General features: G+C 62.8%; 18 protein-coding genes. 9 read left to right on the top strand and 9 right to left on the bottom strand.

The window, feature by feature from the left end; genetic code table 11:
- The first annotated feature begins 137 nt into the window (after positions 1-137).
- The gene (locus K4O48_RS01430) at positions 138-1,220 is read left to right on the top strand and encodes a spermidine/putrescine ABC transporter substrate-binding protein (protein ID WP_222910428.1); all 1,083 of its coding nucleotides are present in this window, start codon (positions 138-140) and stop codon (positions 1,218-1,220) included.
- A complete protein-coding gene (locus K4O48_RS01425) occupies positions 1,207-3,579 on the top strand; it encodes a bifunctional diguanylate cyclase/phosphodiesterase (protein WP_222910427.1) in 2,373 nt (790 codons plus the stop codon). The genes K4O48_RS01430 and K4O48_RS01425 overlap by 14 nt, the downstream gene beginning before the upstream one ends.
- A gap of 12 nt (positions 3,580-3,591) precedes the next feature.
- On the opposite strand, the gene K4O48_RS01420 is transcribed toward K4O48_RS01425, so the two are convergent.
- The 3 genes from K4O48_RS01420 to K4O48_RS01410 form a co-directional block, all read right to left on the bottom strand.
- A complete protein-coding gene (locus K4O48_RS01420) occupies positions 3,592-4,266 on the bottom strand; it encodes a DUF1028 domain-containing protein (RefSeq protein WP_222910426.1) in 675 nt (224 codons plus the stop codon).
- A gap of 87 nt (positions 4,267-4,353) precedes the next feature.
- Positions 4,354-5,760, bottom strand: coding sequence for a sigma-54 dependent transcriptional regulator (locus K4O48_RS01415; RefSeq protein ID WP_222910425.1), 1,407 nt, complete (start codon positions 5,758-5,760; stop codon positions 4,354-4,356).
- Complete coding sequence (locus K4O48_RS01410; RefSeq protein ID WP_222910424.1) at positions 5,747-7,234, bottom strand: sensor histidine kinase; 1,488 nt, start codon at positions 7,232-7,234, stop codon at positions 5,747-5,749. Before K4O48_RS01410 ends, K4O48_RS01415 begins: the two co-directional genes overlap by 14 nt.
- 151 nt (positions 7,235-7,385) lie before the next feature.
- On the opposite strand from K4O48_RS01410, the gene K4O48_RS01405 reads away from it, so the two are divergent.
- Positions 7,386-7,778 carry a DUF4168 domain-containing protein gene (locus K4O48_RS01405; protein ID WP_222910423.1) on the top strand — a complete coding sequence of 131 codons (393 nt, stop codon included), beginning with the start codon at positions 7,386-7,388 and terminating at the stop codon, positions 7,776-7,778.
- Positions 7,779-8,182: 404 nt separating this feature from the next.
- Here the strand turns inward: K4O48_RS01405 and K4O48_RS01400 are convergent, their stop codons facing one another.
- From K4O48_RS01400 to K4O48_RS01390, 3 genes are all read right to left on the bottom strand, one after another.
- Complete coding sequence (locus tag K4O48_RS01400) at positions 8,183-8,641, bottom strand: DUF1456 family protein (protein WP_222910422.1); 459 nt, start codon at positions 8,639-8,641, stop codon at positions 8,183-8,185.
- 136 nt (positions 8,642-8,777) lie between these two features.
- Complete coding sequence (locus K4O48_RS01395) at positions 8,778-9,119, bottom strand: c-type cytochrome (RefSeq protein WP_222910421.1); 342 nt, start codon at positions 9,117-9,119, stop codon at positions 8,778-8,780.
- A 71-nt stretch (positions 9,120-9,190) separates the two neighbouring features.
- The gene (locus tag K4O48_RS01390; protein ID WP_222910420.1) at positions 9,191-10,465 is read right to left on the bottom strand and encodes a PQQ-dependent sugar dehydrogenase; all 1,275 of its coding nucleotides are present in this window, start codon (positions 10,463-10,465) and stop codon (positions 9,191-9,193) included.
- A 282-nt stretch (positions 10,466-10,747) separates the two neighbouring features.
- Here K4O48_RS01390 and K4O48_RS01385 point away from each other — a divergent pair, with 282 nt between their 5' ends.
- The 6 genes from K4O48_RS01385 to K4O48_RS01360 all read left to right on the top strand — a co-directional run bounded on the left by K4O48_RS01385 (position 10,748) and on the right by K4O48_RS01360 (position 20,130).
- Complete coding sequence (locus tag K4O48_RS01385) at positions 10,748-11,479, top strand: carbonic anhydrase (protein ID WP_222910419.1); 732 nt, start codon at positions 10,748-10,750, stop codon at positions 11,477-11,479.
- A gap of 219 nt (positions 11,480-11,698) precedes the next feature.
- Positions 11,699-13,318 (top strand): NAD(P)/FAD-dependent oxidoreductase, encoded by a 1,620-nt coding sequence (locus K4O48_RS01380; RefSeq protein ID WP_222910418.1) that lies wholly within the window; start codon positions 11,699-11,701, stop codon positions 13,316-13,318.
- 248 nt (positions 13,319-13,566) lie between these two features.
- Positions 13,567-16,356, top strand: a complete 2,790-nt coding sequence (locus tag K4O48_RS01375; protein WP_222910417.1) for an AsmA family protein — start codon at positions 13,567-13,569, stop codon at positions 16,354-16,356.
- A gap of 215 nt (positions 16,357-16,571) precedes the next feature.
- Positions 16,572-17,018 (top strand): DUF2147 domain-containing protein, encoded by a 447-nt coding sequence (locus K4O48_RS01370; RefSeq protein ID WP_222910416.1) that lies wholly within the window; start codon positions 16,572-16,574, stop codon positions 17,016-17,018.
- Positions 17,019-17,091: 73 nt separating this feature from the next.
- Positions 17,092-18,129 (top strand): serine hydrolase, encoded by a 1,038-nt coding sequence (locus tag K4O48_RS01365; RefSeq protein ID WP_260523686.1) that lies wholly within the window; start codon positions 17,092-17,094, stop codon positions 18,127-18,129.
- Positions 18,130-18,435: 306 nt separating this feature from the next.
- The gene (locus tag K4O48_RS01360; RefSeq protein ID WP_222910415.1) at positions 18,436-20,130 is read left to right on the top strand and encodes a cation:proton antiporter; all 1,695 of its coding nucleotides are present in this window, start codon (positions 18,436-18,438) and stop codon (positions 20,128-20,130) included.
- A 106-nt stretch (positions 20,131-20,236) separates the two neighbouring features.
- On the opposite strand, the gene K4O48_RS01355 is transcribed toward K4O48_RS01360, so the two are convergent.
- The 3 genes from K4O48_RS01355 to thiI all read right to left on the bottom strand — a co-directional run bounded on the left by K4O48_RS01355 (position 20,237) and on the right by thiI (position 26,302).
- A complete protein-coding gene (locus K4O48_RS01355; protein ID WP_222910414.1) occupies positions 20,237-22,591 on the bottom strand; it encodes a M48 family metallopeptidase in 2,355 nt (784 codons plus the stop codon).
- Between the two features lie 265 nt (positions 22,592-22,856).
- The gene (typA, locus tag K4O48_RS01350) at positions 22,857-24,677 is read right to left on the bottom strand and encodes a translational GTPase TypA (protein WP_222910413.1); all 1,821 of its coding nucleotides are present in this window, start codon (positions 24,675-24,677) and stop codon (positions 22,857-22,859) included.
- Positions 24,678-24,847: 170 nt separating this feature from the next.
- Positions 24,848-26,302, bottom strand: coding sequence for a tRNA uracil 4-sulfurtransferase ThiI (thiI, locus tag K4O48_RS01345; RefSeq protein WP_222910412.1), 1,455 nt, complete (start codon positions 26,300-26,302; stop codon positions 24,848-24,850).
- Positions 26,303-26,392: the final 90 nt, after the last annotated feature.

The raw sequence follows: 26,392 nt of genomic DNA, 5'->3' as shown, positions 1-26,392 counted from the left end.
GTGCCATCAATCGACGCCGATAACCTGACTAATCGGTCATGCGTTCGGCTTCGCTTGGGGCCCGACTGGCTGCATCTCATGTGCGGTCGCTCAGCACACGGCCGAACCGAACATTGCTGCGGTGGATGGATAGCCTGATGAATAACAAGGAAACACTCGCACCCTGCCGTGTCAGCGGCGCATTGCTGGCCATGGCCTGCCTGCTGTTTCCCTCGACCGCGACACATGCGGCAGACACCCTGAACCTGCTGAACTGGGAGGAATACCTCAGCGAAGCCGTCATCGAACGCTGGGAAGCCGAGACCGGGGTGAAAATCCAACAGGTGTATTTCGACAGCGGGGACAAGCGCGACGAAATCCTGGCCAAACCGAACCATCGGATCGACGTTGCGCTGACCGAGCTGATCAGCTCGGACCGTTTCGGCGAACGTGGCCTGCTCGAACCGATAGACGCGAAATTACTACCCAACCTTGAACATGTTCCGCCGCGCTGGCGTGAAAGCTGTGGTGTGCACGGCGTCCCCTACCTCTGGGGAACCCTTGGCATCGCCTACCGGCATGACCGGTTACCGGCCGCGCCCACCTCGTGGGCCGACCTGCTGCAACCGGCCCGCAGCGACGAGCCGCACATCATCATGATGGAAGACCACGAAGACATCCTCGCCGGCGCGCTGATCTATCGGCAGCACTCGATCAATACCTCTAACAATGACGAGTTGAAAGCCGCGTTCGAATTGCTGAAGGCGCAATCCCCCGCAGTGTTGACCTACGAATATGCCATCACTTCGCTGCGCAGCCAGCGCTACCTCGACAACGCTGATATGGCCCTGGCATACAGCGGCGATCAGCAGGTGCTCAATGAAGTTGAGGGCGTGGACGGCGAGCCGTGGCGCTACGTTGTGCCCAAAGAGGGCACGTTGCTCTGGGTCGACTGCCTGTCCGTTCCGGCTAACGGAGCGCAACGGGAACTGGCGTACCGCTTCCTGAATTTCATCAGTGATCCGGAAATAGCCGCCTTGAATGCGACCGATCTGGGCGTCGCCACGACCAACGCAGCAGCGCAAGCGCTGCTGCCAGCAGACATCAGGCAGGACACAACCATCTATCCGCCAGACGCGGTGCTGCAGAACAGTCAGGTCTACCAACCGCGTCCGCTAGAGGCCACGCAGACGCGGCGGCGCATCATCAGCGCGCTGACAAACGCCCATGACGCTCGGTAAACGTGCACTGCTGGCGATCTTTCCAGTCATCCTGATTGTTCAGCTGCTGGCCGCCACGACCGCTTATCTGACCCAACGTGCTTCGCTGCTGGGTCTCGAGCAGGCGCGCCTGGAACAACGTCTTTCAGCGTTGAAATCTGCCTATCTGGATTACGAGGCGTTCAATCGGAGCGTGCTCTACTCGATCCTCGACAGCGAAGCGCTGACGCTCTTCCTGCGCGAATCGGACACCGCTTACCGCAACGACACCCTCGGTTTGCGCATTCAACAGAGCATCCGCACGCTGTCCACGACGCGCCTTTCATTCGTTTCCTTCGCCATCGTCGAACCAGACGACGAGGTGGCGTATTACTTCGAAAGCAGCCTGTCGCCGTTCGCCAGCATGACGGCCACTCAACAGCGGATCGTTCGCGAAGCCAAGCAAATCGACGAAACCCGCGAGATGACCTACGTTGAAAACGCCGAAGGCGGGCCGCTGCTGGTGGACACCGATTTCATCCTGCCGGCGTCTTCCACTCGCCCACTGCCGAGTCAGCGCGGTGAGGCCTTCACCTTGCAGCTGGCCGTACGACCGGAACAATTCCTCGAGTTGAAGACGCGTCTCGAGGCGGATTACGGCGCGGCCTTGGAGATCGCACCCACACTGAGCCCGGCGCCGTTGCAGCTGTCCGCTGATGTCGAACTGTCCGCCGCCTTGACCGCCCGGCTGACCCCGCCTCCCGCATATATTGCCGATCGGCTGCGCACGCTCAGCCTGGCCTTTCTCATCGGCGGCTCGCTCGTCTGCCTGCTGACCATCGCCCTGCTGATGCTGCTGATCCGCCGCTACATCACCGACCCCATCAGCCATTTGGGCAATCAACTTACCGATGTGCTGCTGTGCAAGCGTGAGGCGCTGGACGCGCCCACCGATGGCGGTGAAATCGGCCGCCTCGCGCTCAACATGAAGACGCTCCACGAGCGCAACACCGAAGCCTTGCAACGTATTCAGGAGATTTCCTGGACCGACAGCCTGACCCACATCAGCAATCGGGCCCACTTCAGCATGCTCGCCTCGGCGATGCATGACGCGTGCGAGCAGAGCGGCCAGCAGCTGGCGCTGTTGTTCATCGACCTGGACAACTTCAAGCAGGTCAACGATCAGCACGGCCATGACGCAGGCGACGCGTTGCTGCGGATCTTTGCCTTGCGAGCACAGGGCGCGCTTGATCGGCACCGTGAGGCCCACCCGGAGACCGAGACGGCGTTTGCGCGACTGTCTGGTGACGAGTTCGCCGTTCTGCTGATGGCGGCGCCTGAGAGCGATTGCCTGGGCGAACTGACGGATGCCTTGCTTGGCCTGTGCCGTGGCGGGTTCCGCGTGGAGGATCGGCTTTATCAGGTCAGCGTCAGCATTGGCACCGCGCGCTACCCCGATGACGCGGACTCCTTCACCCAGCTTTTGACGCGCGCCGACACCGCCATGTACCAGGCGAAAGCCGAGGGCAAGAATGCGTCAGTCGCGTTCTCGGCCGCACTGGAGCAACGTGACCAGCGCATCCGCGTGATCGAAGAACAGCTCCGCACGCTCGAGGGCGATGATCAGTTCCGCCTGGTGTACATGCCGGCGGTCAACCGTGAGGGCGCAGTGGTCAGCTGTGAGGTGCTGCTGCGCTGGCATTCGCCGTTGCTGGGCACCGTCTCGCCCGGTGAGTTCATCCCCATCGCCGAGCGCGCCGGGTTGTTTCCGAAGATCGACAGCTGGGTGATCGACCAGGCGCTGGCGGGCTATCCAGCACTGGTCGAGCTGTTTGGCGCCGGTGTGATCCTGGCGATCAACGTGTCCTCCGCGCAGTTGACCGACGACCGCCTGTGCAACTATCTGATCGAACGCGCCGCGCATTACGGTATCTGCCCCAACCGCATCGAGATCGAGCTGACCGAAACCTATGCGGCAGAGCTGAGCAGCCAAACCATGGAAGTGGTACGCACCATTCGCATGGCAGGCTTCCGCGTGGCCATCGACGATTTCGGCGTCGGCTATACCTCGATCCAGCAGCTCCTCGAATACCCGGCCGATACCATCAAGCTGGACATGGCCATCGTCGAGCGGCTGACCCGGCCCGAGATGCAACAGAGCCTGACGGCAATCGTCGCGTTCTGCCGGGCACAGGGTAAGCGGGTCAATGCCGAGGGTGTGGACACGCTGGAAAAGCAATCGGCGTTGCTGCAGGCCGGCTGCGATCTGTTCCAGGGTTACCTGATTTCGCCGCCGCGCTCAGTCAGCGCGCTGAAGGACTGGGTGGCCGTCCGCAATAGCGCCCATTCCGAGCTGCGCCTCGACCTGATGCCCAGTCGCACGCTCCCTGCCGAGAGCTAATGGCGTCCGGTGTCAGACGGGGTCTTCTTCAGCGGCACCGGCAGGATTGGCGCGGGTCGGCATGCGCAGCATTTCGGGCAGAACCTCGCGCTCGAACACGCCATGCAGCCGGCGCAACTCGGTCAGCGGATCGCTATGGTGATCGACGCGAATGTCCCAGAGGGGATATTCCTCCTGGTCGACCACATAGACAGTGGCCGACGACTCGCCTTTGCGGTCGCCACCGAGGCTGTCACCCGCGGCAAGCGCCTCCATCAGGCGCTCCACCAGCGGTAAGGTACGGGTGCGATCGAGCGCGCCAGCCACCGCTTCAAGCACATCTCGGCCGGTCAGCCGGTTGCCCTGCACGCAGAAATCTTCACCACTGAGCGACCCGGACCACGGCAGACACTGCTCACCAGTCCAGCACGCGATCCGCCCCTGTTTGTCGATCACCGCCACCTGCCGCTGGGACATGCAGGGGTCAGTCAGTTTGAGGCGCTCGATGACCTGATTCGCCTCGCAGCCCTCACGCAACAGCGCCAGCCCGTCGATGCCGAGATACGGATTGATCCGCGCCTGAGTCGCCACGGCGCCGACGCCCGCCGCGGCGTGGGTCAGCAGCTTGCCGACCGCAGGCATGGCGGTAGCGGCCGCGATTCCGAACTGGCCGGTGCGTGGGCATCGTGCAACGATCGAAAATGTCATGTCGTCTTCCAGGAACGGGTGGCCGTTGGGCCATCGTCCGGTATGGATCGTTCCGTTAAGCGCCCGTCTCCTGCTCCTCAGGATGACTCAAGGCTCGTCGACGTCCTGCTCCTTTTCCCCGAGCCGGCGGTAGAGCGTGCGCCGGCCGATACCCAGCAGCGCCGCCGCACGCCGCTTGTTGCCTTCGACGCATTCCATTACGTGATGGATGTAACGCATCTCCAGCTCGTCGAGGGTCGGCAGCAGCGGGCCGTCGATCATCAGCCCGAGCAGGTCATTCGCGTTGGCTTGAGCGGGAGTGTCCTGGTAGCTGGCGATGCGTGTCGGCAGGTGTTCCAGCTCGATGCTGCGGCCATGGCAAAAGGTTACCGCACGTTCCATAGCGTTCTGCAGTTCGCGCACGTTGCCGGGGAACGGATAACGCCGCAGCTGCTCCAGCGCCGCCTGTGACAGCCCGCGCACCGGCCGGCCATCGCGTGCGGCGAAATGCGCGACGAAGTTGGCGGCGAGCAATTCGCGGTCTTCCTCGCGATCACGCAGCGGCGGCACCTGCAGGATGAAGGTCTCCAGGCGGAAGAACAGGTCTTCGCGGAACGACTCGCGACCGGCGGCGGTTTCCAACGGACGGTTGCTCGCGGCAATGATTCGTACATCGACGCTCAGCTCGCGCTCGCCGCCGACCGGACGGATGGTGCCTTCCTGCAGCACGCGCAGCAGCTTGGCCTGCAAGGCCAGCGGCATTTCGCCGATCTCATCGAGAAACAGCGTGCCGCCATCGGCTTGCTGGAACAGCCCTTTGTGGGTGCGGCTGGCGCCGGTAAAGGCCCCAGCTGCGTGTCCGAAAAACTCACTCTCTAGCAATTCGGCCGGCAGCCCGGCGCAATTGATCGCCAGAAACGGCCGTTGCGCCCGCACGCTTTCGGCGTGCACGGCCCGCGCTACCAGCTCCTTGCCGGTGCCACTCTCGCCGATCACCAATACCGGCCCGGCGGCCCGGGCGAGCTGACGGATCTGGTCGAACAGGCCACGCATGACCCGGCTGCGTCCGAGCATGCCGTGGAAGCGATCGTCGCTGAGCAGCTGCTGAAAGCGCCGCACCTCGTCACGCAAGTGGCGGGTTTCCAGAGCGCGTGACACGGCCAAGCCAAGATGATCCAGGTCCAGCGGCTTGGTCAGGAATTCATCCGCACCCTCCTTCAGTGCCGCCACCGCCTGTTGGATGCTGCCGAATGCGGTGATCACGAGAAACGCGGGCGCTGCCTGCATCGCCTTGACTCGCCGCAGCAACACCATGCCGTCAGCGCCCGGCAAACGCAGGTCGCTGACCACCAGATCCGGCTCCCAGGTGTCCAGCAGCGGCACAGCATCTTCAGCACTGGCCACCGATCGCACCGCGAGCGCTCGATCTTCCAGCTCCTCGACCAGCAGCTGGCGCAGGCCATCGTCATCCTCCACGACTAGCACCCGCTGTGCGCTGATGTCATCCGTTTGCATGACTTTCCTCCTCGTCTGCCAGCGCCAGGGAAATCCGAAACGCAGCGCCACCCAGCCCACTCTCGACAAGTTCGATCCGGCCGCCGCATTCGGCGACGACACCGTGCGCCACGGCTAGGCCAAGGCCGCTGCCCTTGCCCACCGGTTTGGTGGTGAAAAAGGGCTCGAACAACGCCGCCCGGTGTTCCGCGGCCACGCCAGGACCGTCGTCCTCGACCTGAAACAGCAGGCAGTCCTGTTCGCGCCACCAGCGCAACAGCACCTGTCCCCCCGGACTGGCCTGGCCCGCGTTGCGCAGGAGGTTGGTCAGCGCCTGTTCAAAACGGGGCGGATCGACCTCGCAATGAAGCGGATCGGGTGGTGCCTGGAGCCGCAAGTCGACGCCCAAAGACGCCAGTTCATCCGCGACCGCCGCTGCGGCCGAATGCGCCAGCACGTCCGCCGGCATCCGCCGTGCCGGACGCCCCGCCGCGCGGCCGAAATCTAATAGCTGACGAACGATTTCGCTCAGGCGCTGCACCTGGCTGCGGATCTGCAGCAAGCCCTTGCGCTGGCCGTCTTCCAGCGTCTCGCTGCGCAGAACGCGCTGGGCCTTGCCGTCGATGACGCTCAGCGGACTGCCCAGTTCATGGGCAACGCCTGCGGCAAGCCGGCCGACCGCCGCGAGCTGTTGGGACCGTCGCAGGCGCGCTTCCAACTCCGCCTCACGGGCCTTCTGTTCGGCCATGCGCTGCTCGGCGTCGGCGATGCTGTCGAGCATTTGGTTCAGGGCACGTCCGAGCACGGCGATCTCCTGCGGGCCGTTGCGCGGGGCTCGATGCTGCCGGTCGCCGGCCGCGACCCGAGCCATGCTTTGCGTCAGTTCCTGCAGGTGGCGTCCGATGGCCGACCAATGCCCAAGCAGCACGATGCAGACCGACGCCAACGCCAGTACCGCCGCTGAGATGCCGGCGATCATCCGCAGTTGACGGGTGTCGCGTTCGAAGTCGTTCCAGCGCCGGGTCACCTGCAACAAGCCGTTGATGCGACCGCCGCTCTGCTCCAGCGGCAGAAAGTACGAATAGACCTCGCGGCCACGAATGCGCTGATAGCCGCCGCGACGCTTGCCGTCGGCGGTGAGCTGCTGAATCGAGGATTGGTCCTGGTCGGGCTCGATCGCACCGGCGAAGGCCACCAGCTCGCCTTGATCGTCGTACAGGTAAGCGCCGTAGACGCGGCCAACCCCCAGCACCGACTCCAGCACCTGCTGCGACGTGCGATCGTGCTGTTTTTCCAGGCTGTCACTGAGCGGCAACCGCACCGCCCGTGCCACCAGTTCAACCTCTTCCTGCAGACGTCGCTCGCTGTTGCGCTCGACCGTCCACAGCATCAGGTAACTGAAGCCGAGCATGATCGCGACGAGGGGTATTACCACCTTGAGGAGCAACGCGCCGCGCAAGGTCGAGGTTCGTTGCCAAACTGCTACATGTGCCATTCTGGCACGATACAGAGCGACATCCTGAGCGTCGACGCGAACAGGACGGACGGTTTAAATCATTATTAATCAGTCACTTAGTGTTTTCAGCCGAACCTGGCACAGGTGATGCACTGTTCCTGCCGTCTTTCAAACAGCAGGAATATCGAACATGACCCAGCTAAACGCTCGCCTCGTTTCCGCTAGCCTCGCTGCTCTTCTGATGGCCGCCGGTGCGTCTCAGGTGTCGGCTCAGCAGGCCAATCAGGCCCCCGCGACTCGGGCCGCGCCAGCCATGCAGGCCTCGGAAATCAGCGACAAGAAGCTCGAAAAGTTTGCTGACTCGCTGGGCGAGATCATGGAGATCCGCCAAGACTTCACCGCCAAGCTGGAAAAAACGGGCGATCCGTCCGAAGCGCAGCAGCTCCAGCAGCAAGCCAACGAGAAAATGATGAACACGGTGGTCGAAAACGATCTCAGCATTGAGGAATACAACGCCATCAACCAAGCCGTGCAGAACGATCCGAAGCTGCGCGACAAGGTCGTCGCGATGGTGCAGAACTAAGCCCTTCGCCGTGATAACGAGCCCGTTGGAAAACAGCGGACTCAGCTGACGAAACCCCGCAATGGCGGGGTTTCGTGCATTCGTTACGCCGGTAGGGTGGGCTTCAGCCACCGTCTCGCAAATTGCGTGCACTCGATACCGCACGGAAAGCATGCGGTCAATGCAGACGGGGTCAGATTGACGACGAAGCCCGCGGTGTTGGCGGCTTCGTTTACAGGCCCTGCGGAGTCGCACGGTGACGGTAGGGTGGGCTTCAGCCCACCGTTATGCTGCGTGCGCTGAAGCTCACCCTACTCCACTGATAACCCCGCGTTTGCGGGGTTTTATTCATCTAATTGCGATCGCGATGAGCCGCCTGGGAGTGCAGCGTTGAGCTGCGAACGGTTAGGACGCGGCGCTCCGGGTCACTTGCCGCGCAGCGCCAATCCCTTGAGAAAGTTGCGCAGCAGCTGATCGCCACAGGCGCGGTAGTTGCTGTGGCCGACCTTGCGGAACAGCGCGCTAAGCTCCGGCTTGGATACCGGGAAATCAGCCGCCTTGAGGATCGCATGCATGTCCTCTTCCTTCAGCTCGAAGGCGACACGCAGCTTTTTCAGCACCATGTTGTTGGTGACGGGGACCTCAATCGGCGGTGTTGGACGGCTCTCGTCCTTGCCGCGTTTGTAGATGACCACGCCGTCGAGGAAATGCGCCATGATCCGGTCCCCGCAGGGCTTGTAGCCTTCCTCGTCTTCCTTCTTCAGGTAGGCCTCTGCCTCAGCATCCGGAATTTCGCAGCCCGTCAGCCGTGTGATCTCGGCGATCTTGGCGTCATCGACGTTGAGGATGTAGCGCAGGCTGCGCATCACATCGTTATTGAGCATGAAGTGTCCTTCTGGGTGAGCAGACGCCGCGACGGCGCCTGGTCGCATTAACGGGAGAGCCGGCCTTCGCCTGGCCTCAATGGCGCGCGAGTATAAGGGGTAAGCGGGTGCTTGGTGTAACCGCCCGCCCATCGCGCTACTGGGGCAGTTCGACGCTGATTTTGATCGCCGAGTACCAGGCAGCCAGATTGGCGATGTCTTCATCGCTCAGCCCTGCAGCAATCAGCGACATCTGCGGGTGCTTGCGCTCGCCGCTGCGAAACGCCTTGAGCTGGCGGTTCAGGTACAGCGCCCCATTACCCGCCAGGTTCGGTGCGTCGGCGACCTTGCTTAGCCCATCGAGACCATGGCACGCCGCGCACATTTTGGCCTTGGTTTTCCCGACGCTGATATCGGCCGCCCGGACTTCTGTCGCGAACAACAAGGTGAGCACCACCAGCCAGGGTACGAGCAGCCCGCCGCGACGTTGTCTAGCCATACGAACACTCCCAGGACAACGCTGCCTGAAGCCCGTATCGGCCCCAGGCAGCCTCACAGAAAAAGCCGATGTCAGTTCGAGGCACCGTCATAGGAGATCCGATAGATCGCACCGGCGGTGTCGTCGCTCACCAGTAACGAGCCATCCTTCAACTGCGCGACGTCAACGATGCGACCGAAGTATTCGCCGGTTTCCTCATCCAGCCAGCCTTCAGCGAAGGGCACAGTGTCACTGGAGGGCGCCGAGCCGTCCGCGGCAAAGGGTGTGAACATCACCCGCGCGCCCGCCGGTACGGTGCGGTTCCAGCTGCCGCGTTGCGCGCTGAACAAACCACCGCGGTACGTCTCTGGAAACATCTTGCCGGTATAGAACATCAGGCCCATGTCGGCCGCATGCGCCACGGTCTCGACCACCGGAAGGGTCAGACCTTCAGGAGGCGTTTCCTCGGCGTATTCCTTGGTGCGTACCTGACCACCGCCGTACCAGGGCATGCCGAATTGCATACCGGCCTTTGGCGCGTGATTGATTTCTCCGGGTGGGATGTCGTCGCCCATGCCATCCACCTGGTTGTCGGTGAACCACAGTTCCTGGGTGGTCGGGTTGTACGTGATGCCGACTGAATTACGTATGCCGGTGGCATACACCTCACGCTTGCTGCCGTCTCGCTCCATGCGCACGATGCCGCCGATCCCGTGCTGGCGATAGAGATCGAGCTTTTCTTTTGGCGGCACGTTGTGCGGCTGCCCCAGCGATACGGTGAGCTTGTTATCCGGGCTGATGGCGCACACGCGCGCGCCGTGGTTGTAGCTTTCCTCATCCGTCGGGATCAGCTCGCCGGTGGGCACGACGATGTCGGCAGCCACGTCCGGACCTTCGTAGAAGAATTCCGCCGCAGGAAAGACTAGGACACGGTTGTGCTCGGCGACGAAAAGAAAGCCGTCCGGGCTGAAGCAGGGCCCGGGCTGGGTGAATGAGATCGCCGGCGCGAAGCGTTTGACCTCGTCGGCGGTGCGATTCTTGGTGCGGTCCGTAACGGCCCACAAATCGGTCTTGCGTGTCCCGACGAACACCACGCCGCTGGAAGGACCAACGGCCATGTGCCGCGCATCGGGCACCACCGCATAGAGCTCGATCTTGAAGCCATCCGGCAGCTTCACGCGCTCCAGATTCTTGCGGATCGCGTCGGCAATCTCGCCGTCCTGGGGCACGGTTTCCATGTCCAGGGACTGGCCGGTGGTCTTCATCGAGCGCATGCGCTCAAGCGATTCATCGCTGGTCGGCGCCGCCAGCGTCAGCCCGGACAAACCGATCAGCAAGGCACTCAGGGTAAATGGAGCAAGTTTCATAGCGCACCAGCCTTCGTCGAGGGTCGTCTCGCTGGACGGCCGTTATTGTTGTTGTGCTCGGCGCCTCCTGACCGCCATGGGCGTGCGGCCACTTCAGAAAACGCAAACCGTGATCCCTGTCACAGCGTAGCGTCAAACGAAGCCTTTGCCAGACAACCGAAAACGCAGGCGGTCAATCCAGCGAGCGCCGACCAAACAATTGGCAGGTTTGTCTTGTCAGACAGCCGAGCCCTGGCTTAATCCAGGCTCGCTCATGTCCATAGATGACGTTGGAGAGCTGTCATGAAAAGAGCTGCATTTGGCCTTGGTATTTTGCTTGCGAGCGCGAATGCGTGGGCCGTTACGCCAGGGGTTCCCTGGGATTACTCCGGCAAGTCGGGGCCGGAAAATTGGGCAAAGCTGACGCCAGAGTTCAGCGCCTGTGCCGGCAAAAACCAGACGCCAGTCGACCTTACAGGCTTCGTCGAGGCTGAGCTGAAGCCCCTAGCGCTCAGCTACACCGCAGGCGCAAGCAAAGTCGTCAATCTTGGACACACCGTTCAGGTGGTGTACGAGCCGGGCAGCCATCTGACGCTCGACGGCAAGGACTATGCGCTGCTGCAGTTTCATTTTCATATGCCCAGCGAAAACCACATCGAAGGCCAGTCCTACCCGCTCGAAGGTCACCTCGTGCATGCCGACGAGCAGGGCAATCTTGCGGTCATTGCGTTGATGTTCAAAGCGGGCGATCACAATCCCGTGCTGGCGCAGTTATGGGAAAAACCGCCGAAAACCGGCCAAACGCAACCGATTTCGCCCGTGGCGAACGCCAGGGATCTGCTGCCCGAAAACCTTGATTACTATCGATTCAGCGGCTCGCTTACCACGCCGCCCTGCACCGAGGGGGTGCGCTGGCTGGTACTGAAGGAACCGTTGGTGGCATCGGACGAACAGATCAAGGCACTGACAGACGCCGTTGGTCACGCGAACAACCGCCCATTGCAACCGCTCAACTCACGGGTCGTACTCCAGTAACCGCGAACGGACGACGCGCTCTGCACGTGCAGACACCGACGTTAACATTCGGACCAGCAAGGCTGACGGTGCTCGCGACGCTAGCGAGCAAAATGACAGCCGTCAGCCGCGCGGCTACACTGCGCGCCTTCCTCTAGACCGCACGATTCGCCAGCCTTCGTGGCCTGCGAATCGAGCGGCTGTCATCACCTCTGCCGGGGCCACCGGCCAGGACTTGTCATGATTCGCATCAACGAACTGCAACTGCCCCTCGACCACCCCGCCGAGGCGCTGCGCCAGGCTGTCGTCGCGCGCCTGAAGATCAGCGACCCCGAGCTGCTCGACCTCACGGTATTCAAGCGCAGTTACGACGCACGCAAGAAGAACAGCGAGATCACCTTCGTCTACATCATCGACGCCAGCGTGGCGAACGAAGAGCAGGTGCTCGCGCGGCTGGCCGATGACCGCAATATTCGCGTCTCGCCGGACACCGGCTACTACCCGGTTGGCCAGGCGCCCGAGGGGCTAAACGAGCGGCCGCTGGTGATCGGCTTCGGCCCGTGCGGCCTGTTCGCCGCGCTGACCCTGGCGCAGATGGGCTTCCGGCCGATCGTGCTGGAACGCGGGCGCGACGTGCGCAGCCGCACCAAGGACACCTGGGCGTTGTGGCGCAAGAAGGTGCTGAGCCCGGAATCCAACGTGCAATTCGGCGAAGGCGGCGCCGGCCTGTTCTCCGACGGCAAGCTCTACAGCCAGATCAAGGACCCGAAGTTCTACGGCCGCAAGGTGATGCACGAGTTCGTCCGCGCCGGGGCGCCGGAAGAGATCATGTTTGTCAGCAAACCGCACATCGGCACCTTCCGTCTGACCGGCGTGGTGTCGACCATGCGCGAGGAGATCAAGGCGCTGGGCGGTGATGTGCGCTTCGACAGCCGGGTGGTCGACTTCATCATCGAAGACGGTCGAATCCAGGGTGTCCGCATGGCCGATGGCGAGGAAATTCGCAGCCGCTACGTGGTCCTGGCCCTCGGCCATAGCTCGCGGGACACGTTCCGCATGCTGCACCAGCGCGGCGTTTACATCGAAGCCAAACCGTTCGCCGTGGGCTTTCGCATCGAGCACCCGCAATCGCTGATCGACCAGGCGCGCCTGGGCAAGTACGCCGGGCATCCGGAGCTGGGCGCGGCGGACTATAAGCTGGTCTACCACGCCAAGAACGGCCGGGCGGTCTACAGCTTCTGCATGTGCCCGGGCGGGACCGTGGTGGCCGCGACATCAGAGCCTAACCGCGTGGTCACCAACGGCATGAGCCAATATTCGCGCAACGAGCGCAACGCGAACGCTGGGATCGTGGTGGGTATTAACCCGGACGAGGACTTCCCCGGCGGCCCGCTGGCCGGCGTCGAGCTTCAGGAACGGCTGGAATCCCGTGCCTTTGAACTGGGCGGCAGCGATTATTGTGCACCCGGCCAACTGGTCGGCGACTTCATCCGCGGCAAGCCCTCGAGCGCGTTCGGCGAGGTCGAACCTTCCTACAAGCCCGGCGTGCGTCTGGGCGATCTTGCGCCGTCTCTGCCGGACTACGTGATCGAGGCCATCCGCGAGGCCCTGCCCGCCTTTGGCAAGCAGATTCGTGGATTCGACCGCGCCGACGCGATCCTCACCGGTATCGAAACGCGTACCTCGTCTCCGGTGCGGATCAAGCGTGACAACGAGAACCTGCGAAGCATCAATACCCGAGGCCTGTACCCGGCGGGCGAAGGCGCCGGGTATGCCGGCGGCATCCTGTCGGCGGGCGTCGATGGCATCAAAGTCGCAGAAGCGGTCGCGACCGCGATGCTGACCGATCTTCAGCGCTGACCCCGCGCGCCGGGTGGACCGCTGATGCCGTCCTCCCGCCGCCGCCGCGTGACGTTCTGATGCGCCAGCCCCCGCTAGAACGCGTTCTCAGGCCTCTTTCTGCGCAGGCCCGATATCTCGTGATGACCTTTTTCTGCCCGCCCGCGGTCGACCCCTTATAGGGCTGCCTCGGTGCAGCCGATCGCATTCGACCGTTGTGTACGCAATCGGAGGCGCAGAAGAGGGTGGCAAAGGCGGCGAAAATCACCGTGGCCGTACTGGCAGCAATGCTGTTGCTGCTGGCAGGCGCGGCGATGATGATTCAGACCCAGTGGGCACAGCAGCAGCTGGAAGCGCAGCTGAGCCAGCGCCTGGGCGACCGAGCCGTGGACATCGGCAGCCTCGATGTAGACTGGGCCTGGCCGCTCGGTATTCGCCTCAGCGACGTCAAGGTCGCCAACCCTGAATGGGCTGAAACGGCCCATATGCTGGAACTCGATGCGCTGCAGGTACAGCTCGACCCCCGCGCATGGCTAACCGGCAGCCTTGGCTTGCAACTGCTCGGGTTAGAACAACCACGCGTCCATCTCAGCAGACGTGCTGATGGGCGCTCGAACTGGGCGACCTTGATCGACGAGGACAGCCCCGACGACAGCGCATCACCGCTCCAGCCCGATCGCATTCGCATCAGCGACGGCCAGCTGACCTACCGCGACGCCGCGCTCGATGCCGATATAACCCTCGATATCGCCACCACCGAAAAGGCGCCCGGCCAGCGCCGGCTCTCGGTTGAAGGACGTGGCAGCGTTCAAGGCCAACCGCTGAGGCTAAGGCTGATTGGTGCTCGGCCCGCCACGGCGTTGTCATCGGAGTCGCCTTACGCCGTCAAACTGGACGCTCGGCTAGGCGAGATACGGGCCGGTTTCGACGGCGAGGCGCAGGCGTTGCCTCAGCTGGATGCACTGCGCGGCGAGCTTAAGCTGACGGCACCCGAAACAGCCGAACTAATAAACTTCAGGCAGCCTGCGATCGATATACCGGCATTCAACTTCAGCGCGCAGCTGGAGCGAGAGGGGCCGCGCTGGGCGCTGCAGGATATCGACCTGCAGACCGGGATGACTCAGCTAAACGGCTCGCTGGTGTTCGAACACAGTGCAACGCCAGCGCTGACGGTGAAGCTGAACGGTAACCAGCTCGACCTCAATCGCTGGGGCGTGATGCGCTGGCTGCAGACAGACGAACCGTCGGCGGTGGCCGACGACTCTCAGGCCTCGCTGCCACGACGCATCCGGCAGATGCTGGAACCGCTACGGGAATACCATGCCGACGTGGACCTGACGCTCGACCGGCTCTTCTACGGCGACGTGACGCTGAACGATATCGTGCTCGACGCCAGGCTTGCCGAGCAGCAGCTGACGATCGAGCGGTTGCAAGTTGCACAGGCTGACGGCGCCATACAGGCCAGCGGCGCCCTCGACCTGAGACAGGCTTCGCTGGGCGGGACCCTCGACGTGACGGTTGATCAGCTGGACCTCGGCCAGGCACTCGCCCCGCTGGGTTACGAGACGCTGGGCATCTTGGATGGCGAACTGCATGCGCGCCTGGGAGAGCACGAAGCCCGCTTGAGCGACACGCAGCTGCGCTACAACGCACCCGCACAGGACCTCTGGGTTGAGTTCGCAGCCGAATCCACCGATTCAGGTCTGCACATCCAAGGCGATGCCGAACGAAATGGCGTGCCGCTGCACGTCGAGCTGAGCGGCGGTCCGCTGCTCGCGCTGTTTGACGACCAACCCTTCCCAGTCGACGGCACCCTGACATCGCGCGAGAGTCGTCTCCAGGTTGAAGGCTCGGTCACCAATCCGTTTGAGCTGCACGCCGCGGACGTCCAGCTATCGATTCGAGGCCCCAACCCGGCGCGCCTGAATCCGTTGCTGGGCCTCGACCTGCCCTCGCTCGCGCCCTACCAACTGAGCGGCCGCCTGCGTTGGGAAAATGAACAGCTGCGCCTGCAAGACATCAGAGCGCGATGGGGCGAAAGCGACCTGAGCGGTGACGTCCGTCTAAGCCTCAGCGGCCGAACCATGCTCTGGGCGAATCTGTACTCGAATACGCTCAATACAAAGGATCTGAAAGCACCGGACACCCCCACCGATCCCGCAGGCGACCAGCTGTTCTCGGATGAGCCACTCGGCCTCGATGCGCTACGCAACCGCGACGCCATCATTCGCTACGAGGCACAACGGGTCACCGCCAAAGACATCCCACTGAACGCTGTCGATTTCAAAGCCGAACTGGACAATGGCGTTCTACAGGTCGAACCGCTACAGCTTGCCATTGGCGGCGGCCAGGCGAATGGCAGGCTGCGAGTCGATGTGCGGCCACCGCAGCCCACCGGCTCGCTGCAGCTCGCTCTCGAGCGCATCGACCTCTCGCCAGTGCTACGCGAGGCCGACTTGTCACAGGTTGCACAGGATTCGGCCGGTACGATCGGCGGGCAACTGGACATCAGGTTCGACGGCCAGTCGTTCGGTGAAATGGCCGCCGAGCTGAACGGTCAGCTGGAGCTTGCGATGTCGGGCGGCAAGCTCGACATGCTGGCGGTGGAGCTTCTCGGTCTCGATGCAGGCGAAGCGGCCGTCGCGGCCTTGTCCGACTCAGAGCAGGTTGAGATGAACTGCGCCTACCTGCGTTTCGCCTCGGAACAAGGCACGGCCAAGCTGGAGCAGCTGTTCATCAGCACCGTCGACAGCAACGTCACCGGCGGCGGAACCATCAACCTGACTACCGAGCAACTGGACCTGGCCTTTGAAGCCCACGCCAAGGATTTCAGCCTGCTCTCGGGCAACTCGCCCGTGCAGCTGAAAGGCACCCTGACTGACCCGCAGGTGGAAGTAGTCACCAACGAGCTGATCGCCCGCGCGGTCGCGAGCGTTGTCGGCGCATTGGTTGCGCCGCCGTTGGTGATCCTGCCCTGGGTGGAGGCAGGTCTTGGCGAAGGCGCCGGCGTCGGTTGCCGCAAGGCACTCAACGAGTTCAAGCGTGACAGGGGAAACTGACCGTAGAGACGTTTGCATCAGCCCTGCCCGTCACGAAGCACGCGGCGGCACCTTCAGCCTGCATGCGCCGGGGTCGCCACGGCCCAACCCGGAAAGCGCTACCGGAAATTGAGAATGACATAAGCGACGAGAACCAACCGGTCAGCCTGCCAGGCCCACCGCAGCGAAACCCCCGGTGCTAGAGTCGGCGTTGCCTTTTCAACCGTGGAGAAACCATGCGCCTCTTGTTCAATGCCTTGCTGCTCGCCCTTCCGCTCTCGCTCTCGTCTCTGGCCTTCGCCGCCGACTCGCCTGCCGGCCGCTGGCAGACCATCGACGACGAGACCGGCAAACCCAAGTCCATCGTTGAAATCCAGCAGGCTGCTGATGGCACGCTAACCGGCAAGGTGGCGGAGATTCTCAAGTCGGACCACGGGCCGAACCCGGTCTGCAGCGAATGCGACGGCGAGCGCAAGGACCAGCCCATCACCGGCATGACCATCCTCTGGGATCTCAAGCCCGACGGCGAGCAGGCCTGGAGCAACGGCACCATTCTCGACCCGGCCAATGGCAAGACCTACCGCGCCAAGGCGACGCTGCTCGAAGGCGGCGACACGCTGCAAGTGCGCGGCTACATCGGCATCGAGGCGCTGGGCCGCACGCAGACCTGGATTCGCCAGTAAGTTCGACCCTATAAGCGAGCCATCCGCCCGGCTACGGGATTGCACGGCAGAGCCTGGTCAGGGTCCAAGCTGCATGCCCAGTCCTGCCGAGCACATTTTGCGTGCACCGAAACTCAGCTATCGCCACGTATTCCGCGTGGCGCTGTTGCTTGTCGTTAGCCCGCTGGCTACTGCCAACACGGAGCTCGCGGCCGTGCTCGATCAGGCTGAACGACTGGCGCCGCTGCAAACCCTGATCATCACCCGGCAGGGCGAGGTGATCGCCGAACGGGGTTACCGCGGCCACCGCACGACCGCGCCGACCAATATCAAATCCGCGTCCAAATCGGTGATCTCCGCACTGGTGGGTATCGCCATTGACAAGGGCTTTATCGAGAGCGTCGATCAACCCATCGCCGAGTTGCTGAACAGATCTGATCTGCCCAGCCAAGCCGATCCGCGCCTGCAACAGGTAACCGTCAGTCACCTGCTCAGCATGCAGGCCGGGCTCGGCTCGACATCCGGCCGCAACTACGGCGTCTGGGTCGCAAGCCGCCACTGGGTGCGCGCCGCACTGGCGCGGCGCTTCGAGGCCGAACCGGGCGGGCCGATGATCTACTCCACCGGCTCCAGCCACCTGCTCTCGGCAATCCTCACCCGGCGCACCGGCCAATCCACGTTGCAGCTGGCGCGGCAGTGGCTGGCACCCCTCGACGGCTTCGCCATCAGCGCCTGGACGCGCGACCCACAGGGGATTTATCTCGGTGGCAACGAAATGGCGATGACACCGCGCTCGCTGCTGGCTTTCGGCGAGTTGTACCGCCGCGGTGGGCTTACTGCCACAGGCGAGCGGCTGCTGTCACAAGACTGGATAGACGCCTCCTGGACGCCCCGCACCCGCTCACGCTACACCGGCCACGGGTATGGTTACGGCTGGTTCATTACCCAGTTGGCCGGCGAAGACGTGCGCTATGGCTGGGGCTATGGCGGGCAGATGGTCTACGTCGTGCCTGGGCTCGAAATGACGGTCGTAATGACATCAAGCACGCAGCAGCCGTCCGGCGGCGCGATGGGCCATCGCGATGCATTGCATCGGCTGCTCGGCGACATCATCGGCGCGCTTGAAGAGTGAACAGCCTCGAGCCCGTACGTCGACAGGCTGGTTACCACGAGGCGTGACCGACTTTGGGTAGCCCTTAACCACGCTGCCGCTGGCAATACGCCCCACGCATCGCGCGGCTCCTTGCCTGTGGCTCCACGCGCCCGCACGGGCGCGTTAACAAAAGGCCTGCATTGTACGGCCCGCACTAGGCGCGGGTTGAGCGGAGCCCCCTTGCCGAACAGGCTAAGCTAGACAATCGCAACCAAGGCGCAGCGCCGACGCTCTGCACCCGGCACCACCGATTCACACCGGCGCCGTTCGACGGGGAGAAACCAGATGGAAGCGTTGCTCGCCCACGGCCCCTTCGCCGAGTTCGCCCTGCTGCTGATGATTTCGGCGGTCGTCGGGGCGATCGCCGTGAGCCTGCGTCAGCCGCTGCTGATCTCCTACATCGTGGTCGGTATTCTGCTCGGCCCTGCGGTGTTCGGCCCCGTGAACGCTGAGGACCAGATCCACCTGCTGGCAGAGATTGGTGTCGCCGTTCTGCTGTTCGTGGTCGGCCTCAAGCTCGATCTGGCGCATATCCGCAATATAGGGCCCGTGGCGCTGGCGACCGGGCTCGGGCAGCTGGCCTTCACCATTACCTTTGGCTTCGTGCTGACCTTGCTGATGGGCAAGACCGCAATGGAAGCGATCTACATCGCCGTAGCGCTGACCTTTTCCAGCACCATCATCATCGTCAAACTGCTCTCGGATAAACACGAGCTGGACTCACTCCACGGGCGTATCGCCGTCGGCTTTCTCATCGTTCAGGACCTGGCGGTTGTTTTAGCGATGATGACCATGAGCGCCTTGCGCGGCGCTGGTGATGCGGGTTGGGGAGAGGTCACCGTTTCGCTGGCGCTACGCCTGGCAGGGGCCGCGATACTGATGTACGTGCTCATGCTCCATGTCTTGCCGAGACTGGTCAGCCGCATGGCGCGGTCGCAGGAGCTGTTGCTGATCTTTGCGATCGCCTGGGGCACCGGGCTCGCCGCGCTCGGCGACTACACCGGCTTCAGCAAGGAAGCGGGGGCTTTTGTCGCCGGCTTCTCGCTGGCCTCCACCGCGTACCGGGAAGCCATGAATGCGCGCCTGACGGGCATCCGCGACTTCATGCTGCTGTTCTTCTTCATCGACCTGGGCGGCAAGCTGGACTTCTCCACGCTGGGTAACGAAGTCGTCCCCGCCATCGTGCTCGCGCTGTTCGTCCTCATCGGCAATCCGCTGATCGTGATGGCGATCATGGGCTACATGGGCTACCGCAAGCGCACGGGGTTCCTCGCCGGGTTGACGGTGGCCCAGATCAGTGAGTTCTCGATTGTGTTTGTCGCCATGGGGATTACGCTTGGCCACGTCGGGCCGGAGGCGCTGGGGCTGACAACGCTGGTCGGGTTGGTGACCATCATGCTCTCGACGTACATGATTCTGTTCTCCCAGCCGCTGTATGAACGCCTCGCGCCGTGGCTGAGCCTGTTCGAGCGCAAACGGCCCTACCGCGAACTTGCCGTCGAAGTGGATGCCCGGCCACCGGGGCAGCCGCGGGTGATTATTTTTGGTTTGGGCCGTTACGGCTCGCGACTGCTACAGCAACTGTCGGAGGCAAGGCTGCCGGTGCTCGGCGTCGATTTCGACCCCGAAGCGATACGAACGCTTCGCCGCGCTAGTCTGCCGGTGCGCTTCGGTGACGGCGAGGACCCGGCATTCCTCGAATCCCTGCCCTTGGAGCACGCCGAGTGGGTGGTCACAAGCTTTCCGCAGTGGGAAGCGAACCGCGCCTTCCTTCACGCGCTTGGCCACGCCGGCTTCAAGGGAAAGATTGCAGGCGTGGTCCGCGATGACCAGCACGGCCGAGCACTGGATGCGGCCGGTGTTGCCCGAGTGCTCAATCCCTTCACGGACGCGGCAGACTTCGCGGCTCGGACCCTGTTGGAGGAGCTGCGCCTGGAGGCGGCATCCCGAGCCCAGGAGCCCCAGACAACTACCCGTTAACCTCCGGCCGAACAACGCGACGAAGCCCGACGGTTTTATAGAATCCGTTCAATCTTCCGACCGAGCTGTGAGACGCGACGACCAGGCTGGCGCTTGCCTTCGCTGCTTAAACCACCTCGGCTTGTGCCCTGGCCGTCTCGGAGAGCAGGCGAATCCCGCGAATGCCCTGGCCACGCTCGATCGCGAGGCAGACGCGCGCAACCTCGGCGGCTACCCGCTCGTGCGCATACGCCAGGCTGTCCAGCAGCGCGGCGCTGTCCTCGAAAAAGCGCATTGGCTCGCCGGCGGTCACCTTGAGTTGCGGACAACGCAGGCGCAGATAGCCGCCGAGGGTGTCACCATCGAGATAGGGCTGGGCGATACCGTCCGCCTTGGACAGCAGACGCAGCGCCAGATCCTGATAACGCAGCAGCGCATCATGCTGAAGCCGGTCGGCCTGAGTATCGCCCCGCCGGCGGTAGTCGAGCTGGAAGCGTCTGGCCAATTCACGGCTCTCGGCCAAACGCGAATAATCGGTGTACAAGGCGCTGAGCTGCAGCAACAGACGCCCGGCCTTGCGGGCGGTGTCATTGCCGCGCGCAAGCGTGCATTCAAGCCGGCGCCGATACAGCGAGGCGGTCTGCGCCAGTAGTTGGCGCGCAGCCGTCTCGTTCTGCTCGATCTGCCGATACAACGGCTCGTGCAGCTCGGGAACGAGCGGCTCACGCTCGTTCAGCCAGGTCGTTTCGCCCCAGCGGTGCCAGCTGAGACCATAGGCCAGGGCGTTGCGCTGCTCCTCTTCCTCGGCGGCCATCTGCCAGGCGCGGGTTGTTTCAGGAGACTGCTGACGCAGCATATCGATCGCCGTCTGCCAGCTCAGATCGGCATGACCGGCCTGTAGCGGCAGGTGCAGTGCTAGCCATGGCTTCGCTCGCCACTGTCGGCCGCTCCACTCGCGCAGCTGGCCGAGCGCGTCTTCGCGCTGTGCGTTGGTGTTCAACAGCGTCTGGCTGTCTTGCAGCTGTGCGCCATGAACATCCAGGCCAAGGTCGGCGTAATACTCAAGCGTTACGCGCTCGCAGTGCTCGGCAAAGCGCACGAATAGCGAAGCCGCCGGACGCTCATCGCGCAGGAACCCGGGCGCCTTCAGCGACTCGGCGTGCTCGATGCGGTCGAGATCCGCCGGATGCGTGTCCCAGTAGCGGGTCACTTGAGCGTCAAGCCCCTGTTCCACCGCTTGCAGCACGCGCGCGTCCAAGCGCGACACCATCAATGCAGTCGCTTCCGGCATGTTGCGCAACAGCCGCCGCTCACGCCAGATGTTGCCGTTCTTCTGATCGACTGCCTGCCACGCTTCAGCCAGGGTGCGCAGCCGCAGAGCGGTCTGGCGGAACGCCTCACTGCCGCTAAGCAGTGCTTCGTAGCGGTCGGCATCGAATTCCATCTGCCGCGACAGCGAGCGCGACAGGCGAAAGCTCAGCCTGAATCCAACGTCCATCAGCCGACGCGACAGGTCGATACCGAATTGCGCGAGTTGTAGCGCCTGGGGTACGGGAAACCACAGGTCGCGCTCCAGCCACTCATCGAGACGGTCATCCCACGGGTCGCTCGCATGGCAGCGTAGCTCCAGCCAGGCATTGACACGGTTGATCAGGAAACTGCTGCGCAACCCCAGGCGCTGGGCGAAGTGTCCAAATTCGTGGGCCAGCACGCCGACGAACTGTTGAGTCGTCAACCCGGCCACCAGCGGCATACCGATTGTCAGCACCTTGCGCCCGGAACGCAGCCCACGCCAGCCCTCTTCAAAATGCACACTGGCATTCACCTGGGCGGACAAATGGACCGCAACCGGAGCCTGCACGCCGATCGCTTTGCAGAGCTGCTCGATGACCTGCTGCAACCGCGGCTCGGCGCTGAGGTCCAGCGCCAGCTCACGCTCAGCTGGTGCAAGCTTCGAAAACAGCGGCCGTGCGAGAAAGAGCAGAAGGATGCCGCCACTAACGGCGGGAATCACATAGGCACACAGCTTCAGCCAGACGCTGAAACCGTCGGCCAGGTACACATGCACATGGCTCAGGTACCAGCCCAGCGCCACGGCAAGGGCGATGACGAAACCGGCGTAGAGTACGGGGATCAACAGGCAGCACGCGGTCACAAGCAGCACGTGCGCCATGTAACGATGGCTCGGCCGTTTAGCTTCGAGCCCAGCCCCAGCCAAGGTCTGCAGCGCTTGCAGTGGATCAGCAGCTGGCATCGGCTCGCTCGCTTCGATGCGCGTCTCAAGCCCTGCCGCCTGGAACCGCTTGTGCAGCGCTTCGGCGCCAGCGCGATCCAGCCCCTGCTTCAGCATCCGCTTGGCGGGAGGCAGCAGCTGTTTTGCCTGAGCCGCAGAGAGCTTCATCTGCTCCATTAGCCGCTGCTCGATGCGCTCATTAGAACAGCCTTGGATGGGCCGCCCCGTCAGTACTACGCGAAATGTCATGCGTCCGTGCCCCTTCAGGTCAGAGGCGCAGATTAGCAAGGTAGCGGGAGGCCAAGCGGCGCCTCGGTGCGGCGTGAGAATGGCATCACGGTCCGGCCTGGGTAGGGCAGGTCGCCTCGCTTGTGCGCATGAAAGGGGTGGCGAATTCAAGCGGTTCCCGCTGCCCCTCACTGGAACGGGGTCGAACCAGAAACGCCTGTATCGCTGAAACAACAGACAGCAAAAAGGCGCCCGAAGGCGCCTTTTCGTTGCAGCTAGGCGGGAATCAAGCCTTGGCTTTCTTCGCAGCGCGGTTGCGCTCGCCTTCGTCGAGGATCTTCTTGCGAAGACGGATCGACTTCGGGGTCACTTCGCAGAGCTCGTCGTCCTGGATGAACTCCAGTGCCTGCTCCAGGGTGAAGCGGACCGGCGGGACCAGGGCGATGGTTTCGTCCTTGCCCGAAGCGCGCATGTTGTCGAGCTTCTTGCCTTTGGTTGGGTTCACGCCCATGTCGTTGTCACGGCTGTTCAGGCCGACGATCTGACCGTTGTAGATTTCCTGGCCGTGCTCGACGAACAGCTTGCCGCGCGCCTGCAGGGTTTCCAGCGAGTAGGTCAATGCCTTGCCGGTCTCGACCGATACCAGCACGCCGTTCTGACGGCCGGACATGTGCCCGGACTTCATCACGTCGTAGCGGTCGAAGATCGAGGTCAGGATGCCTGCGCCGTTGGTCAGGGTCAGGAACTGGTTACGGAAACCGATCAGACCACGGGCCGGAATGTTGTACTCCAGGCGAACACGGCCCTTGCCGTCTGGCACCATGTTGCTCAGGTCGCCCTTACGCAGGCCCATCTCTTCCATGACCTTGCCCTGCGCTTCTTCAGGGATGTCGATGGTGACGTTTTCGAACGGCTCATGCTTGGCGCCGTTGACTTCGCGGATGATCACTTCTGGACGGCCTACGGCCATTTCGAAGCCTTCGCGACGCATGGTTTCGATCAGGACCGACAGGTGCAGCTCGCCGCGGCCGGAGACCTTGAACTTGTCAGCCGAGTCGCCTTCTTCAACACGCAGGGCCACGTTGTACAGCAGCTCCTTGTCCAGACGCTCTTTGATGTTACGGCTGGTGACGAACTTGCCTTCCTTGCCGCAGAACGGCGAATCGTTCACCTGGAAGGTCATGGAAACGGTGGGCTCGTCAACGGTCAGCGGCTTCATCGCTTCGACGTGGTTCTGGTCGCACAGGGTGTCGGAGATGAACAGTTCATCCATACCGCTGATGCAGACGATGTCGCCAGCGGTGGCTTCTTCAACGTCGACACGGTGCAGGCCGTGGTGACCCATGAGCTTCAGAATCCGGCCGTTACGCTTCTTGCCATGCATGTCGATGGCGGTAACAGGAGTGTTCGGCTTGACGCGACCACGGGCAATGCGGCCAACACCGATGATGCCGAGGAAGCTGTTGTAGTCCAGCGCGGAGATCTGCATCTGGAACGGACCGTCCATATCGACTTTCGGGGCCGGTACGTGGTCGACGATCGCCTGGTATAGCGGGGTCATGTCTTCGGCCATGTCGGTGTGATCCAGACCGGCGATGCCGTTCAGGGCCGAGGCGTAGACGACCTGGAAATCCAACTGCTCTTCGGTGGCGCCCAGGTTGTCGAACAGGTCGAAGATCTGGTCCAGGACCCAGTCAGGACGCGCGCCCGGACGGTCGACCTTGTTGATTACCACGATCGGACGCAGGCCGGCTTCGAAGGCTTTCTTGGTCACGAAGCGGGTTTGCGGCATCGGGCCGTCTTGGGCGTCGACCAGCAGCAGCACGGAGTCGACCATCGACATCACGCGCTCGACTTCACCGCCGAAGTCGGCGTGACCGGGAGTGTCGACGATGTTGATGCGGTATTCGTTCCAGCGAATGGCGGTGTTCTTGGCCAGGATGGTGATCCCGCGCTCTTTTTCCTGGTCGTTGGAGTCCATCACGCGCTCGTCATTGAGCTCGCCGCGCTCCAGGGTGCCGGACTGACGCAGGAGCTTGTCGACCAGGGTAGTTTTGCCATGGTCAACGTGAGCAATGATGGCGATGTTGCGAAGATTATCGATCACAGTAGTGGTCTCGTAGTTGGGTCGGGCGACTGAGCGGATGCGTCCAGCGGCCCTACGCGAAAATTCAGTTTGATAAAAGCGGATGATTGGCGAGGTGTCGCGGCTGTTACAGGCCGCGGTGCAGGTCGGGAGGGCGGTGACGGATACTGCCGCCATTCAGCCCGGGCGTTTTATGCCGGACGATAAACGCGCACATTGACATGCCCCTCGCTCAATAAATGATGAGCATGCAGGCGGCTCATGACACCTTTATCGCAATACAGCAGGTACTGGCGATTCACGTCCAGCTCCTTGAAGCGGTTGTTGATCGCATAGAACGGCAGCGTTTGCACTTCGATGCCATCGAGCTGCAAGGGTTCGTCCTCTGCAACATCAGGATGGCGGATGTCGAGAACTACCTGGCCGGCAGAGGCCGCGACAACTTCTTCGACGTGAAGGTCCTGGTCGAGCTCTTCAATCACGCGGTCGATCGCAACCTGGCGGGCATTGGCCATGGCGCGTTCGAGCACCGCCATGTCGAACTGCTTTTCTTCGTGCTCGATGCGGTAGCGCTTGGCCTTGGTGGTCGGGTTCTTGGAGATCACGCCGCAGTACTCAGGCATGTTCTTGGCGAACTCGGCGGTGCCGATCTCGAACGCGGTGTCGATGATGTCCTGCTTGTGGCTGGCGATCAGCGGACGCAATACCAGCATGTCGGTGGCCGAGTCGATCACCGACAGGTTCGGCAGTGTTTGGCTCGACACCTGAGAAATCGCTTCGCCGGTGACCAGCGCATCGATGTGGAGCCGCTCGGCAATCTCGGTCGAGGCGCGCAGCATCATACGCTTGAGCACGACACCCATCTGGCTGTTGTCGACCTTTTCAAGAATCTCGCCGACGACTTCCTCGAAGGGCACACTGATGAACAGCACGCGATGGGAGCTGCCGTACTTCTTCCATAAATAGTGGGCCACTTCCATCACGCCCAACTCATGCGCTCGGCCGCCCAGGTTGAAGAAGCAGAAATGGGTCATCAGCCCGCGGCGCATCATCTGATAAGCCGCGACGGTGGAATCGAAACCGCCGGACATCAGCACCAGCGTTTGCTCCAACGCCCCCAGCGGATAACCACCGATGCCGTCATGCTGGGCGTGAACGATGAAGAGTCGCTGGTCACGAATCTCCATCCGTACTTCCATCGCCGGCGCTTTCAGCGAAATGCCAGCGGCACCGCATTCCTGACGCAGCCGGCTACCGACATGCCGCTCGATGTCCATCGAACTGAATGGATGCTTGCCGGCGCGTTTGCAGCGCACCGCGAAAATCTTGCCGACGAGCCGGTCAGCGAAATGTGCTTTGCACTTCTCGGCGATGTCATCCAGGTCGGCCAGCGGGTATTCATGCACTTCAAGGCAGTGAGCGATGCCCGGCGTGCAGCGCAATCGCTCGATCATCTCATGCAGCGCTTTCGGCTCGCTGAGCGCGGTTTCCACCTCGACGTTGTCCCACACCCCTTCCACCCGTACGTCGGGATCGAGGTCGCGCAGCACGGCGCGAATGTTTTTCGCCAGCTGGCGAATAAAGCCTTTGCGCACCGGCGGGCTTTTAATGGTGATTTCAGGGAATACTTTGACGATCAGCTTCATGGAAACAGCGCATGCGCCGGCAAGGCGTAAAAAGAGGGGGGCGGAGTATATCGGAAATTGATCAAGCTTTAGGCAGTTTTCTCAAATCCT

Source organism: Pseudomonas sp. DNDY-54, assembly GCF_019880365.1.
GTDB classification, from domain to species: domain Bacteria; phylum Pseudomonadota; class Gammaproteobacteria; order Pseudomonadales; family Pseudomonadaceae; genus Stutzerimonas; species Stutzerimonas stutzeri_P.
This window is presented reverse-complemented; position numbering and strand designations above follow the sequence as displayed.

What these genes read in the sequence shown, in the direction of transcription:
- K4O48_RS01430 (WP_222910428.1), top strand. Translation starts at nt 138, where the DNA reads ATGAATAACAAGGAAACACTCGCACCCTGCCGTGTCAGCGGCGCATTG.
- K4O48_RS01425 (WP_222910427.1), top strand. Translation starts at nt 1,207, where the DNA reads ATGACGCTCGGTAAACGTGCACTGCTGGCGATCTTTCCAGTCATCCTG.
- K4O48_RS01420 (WP_222910426.1), bottom strand. Translation starts at nt 4,266, where the DNA reads ATGACATTTTCGATCGTTGCACGATGCCCACGCACCGGCCAGTTCGGA.
- K4O48_RS01415 (WP_222910425.1), bottom strand. Translation starts at nt 5,760, where the DNA reads ATGCAAACGGATGACATCAGCGCACAGCGGGTGCTAGTCGTGGAGGAT.
- K4O48_RS01410 (WP_222910424.1), bottom strand. Translation starts at nt 7,234, where the DNA reads ATGGCACATGTAGCAGTTTGGCAACGAACCTCGACCTTGCGCGGCGCG.
- K4O48_RS01405 (WP_222910423.1), top strand. Translation starts at nt 7,386, where the DNA reads ATGACCCAGCTAAACGCTCGCCTCGTTTCCGCTAGCCTCGCTGCTCTT.
- K4O48_RS01400 (WP_222910422.1), bottom strand. Translation starts at nt 8,641, where the DNA reads ATGCTCAATAACGATGTGATGCGCAGCCTGCGCTACATCCTCAACGTC.
- K4O48_RS01395 (WP_222910421.1), bottom strand. Translation starts at nt 9,119, where the DNA reads ATGGCTAGACAACGTCGCGGCGGGCTGCTCGTACCCTGGCTGGTGGTG.
- K4O48_RS01390 (WP_222910420.1), bottom strand. Translation starts at nt 10,465, where the DNA reads ATGAAACTTGCTCCATTTACCCTGAGTGCCTTGCTGATCGGTTTGTCC.
- K4O48_RS01385 (WP_222910419.1), top strand. Translation starts at nt 10,748, where the DNA reads ATGAAAAGAGCTGCATTTGGCCTTGGTATTTTGCTTGCGAGCGCGAAT.
- K4O48_RS01380 (WP_222910418.1), top strand. Translation starts at nt 11,699, where the DNA reads ATGATTCGCATCAACGAACTGCAACTGCCCCTCGACCACCCCGCCGAG.
- K4O48_RS01370 (WP_222910416.1), top strand. Translation starts at nt 16,572, where the DNA reads ATGCGCCTCTTGTTCAATGCCTTGCTGCTCGCCCTTCCGCTCTCGCTC.
- K4O48_RS01365 (WP_260523686.1), top strand. Translation starts at nt 17,092, where the DNA reads ATGCCCAGTCCTGCCGAGCACATTTTGCGTGCACCGAAACTCAGCTAT.
- K4O48_RS01360 (WP_222910415.1), top strand. Translation starts at nt 18,436, where the DNA reads ATGGAAGCGTTGCTCGCCCACGGCCCCTTCGCCGAGTTCGCCCTGCTG.
- K4O48_RS01355 (WP_222910414.1), bottom strand. Translation starts at nt 22,591, where the DNA reads ATGACATTTCGCGTAGTACTGACGGGGCGGCCCATCCAAGGCTGTTCT.
- thiI (WP_222910412.1), bottom strand. Translation starts at nt 26,302, where the DNA reads ATGAAGCTGATCGTCAAAGTATTCCCTGAAATCACCATTAAAAGCCCG.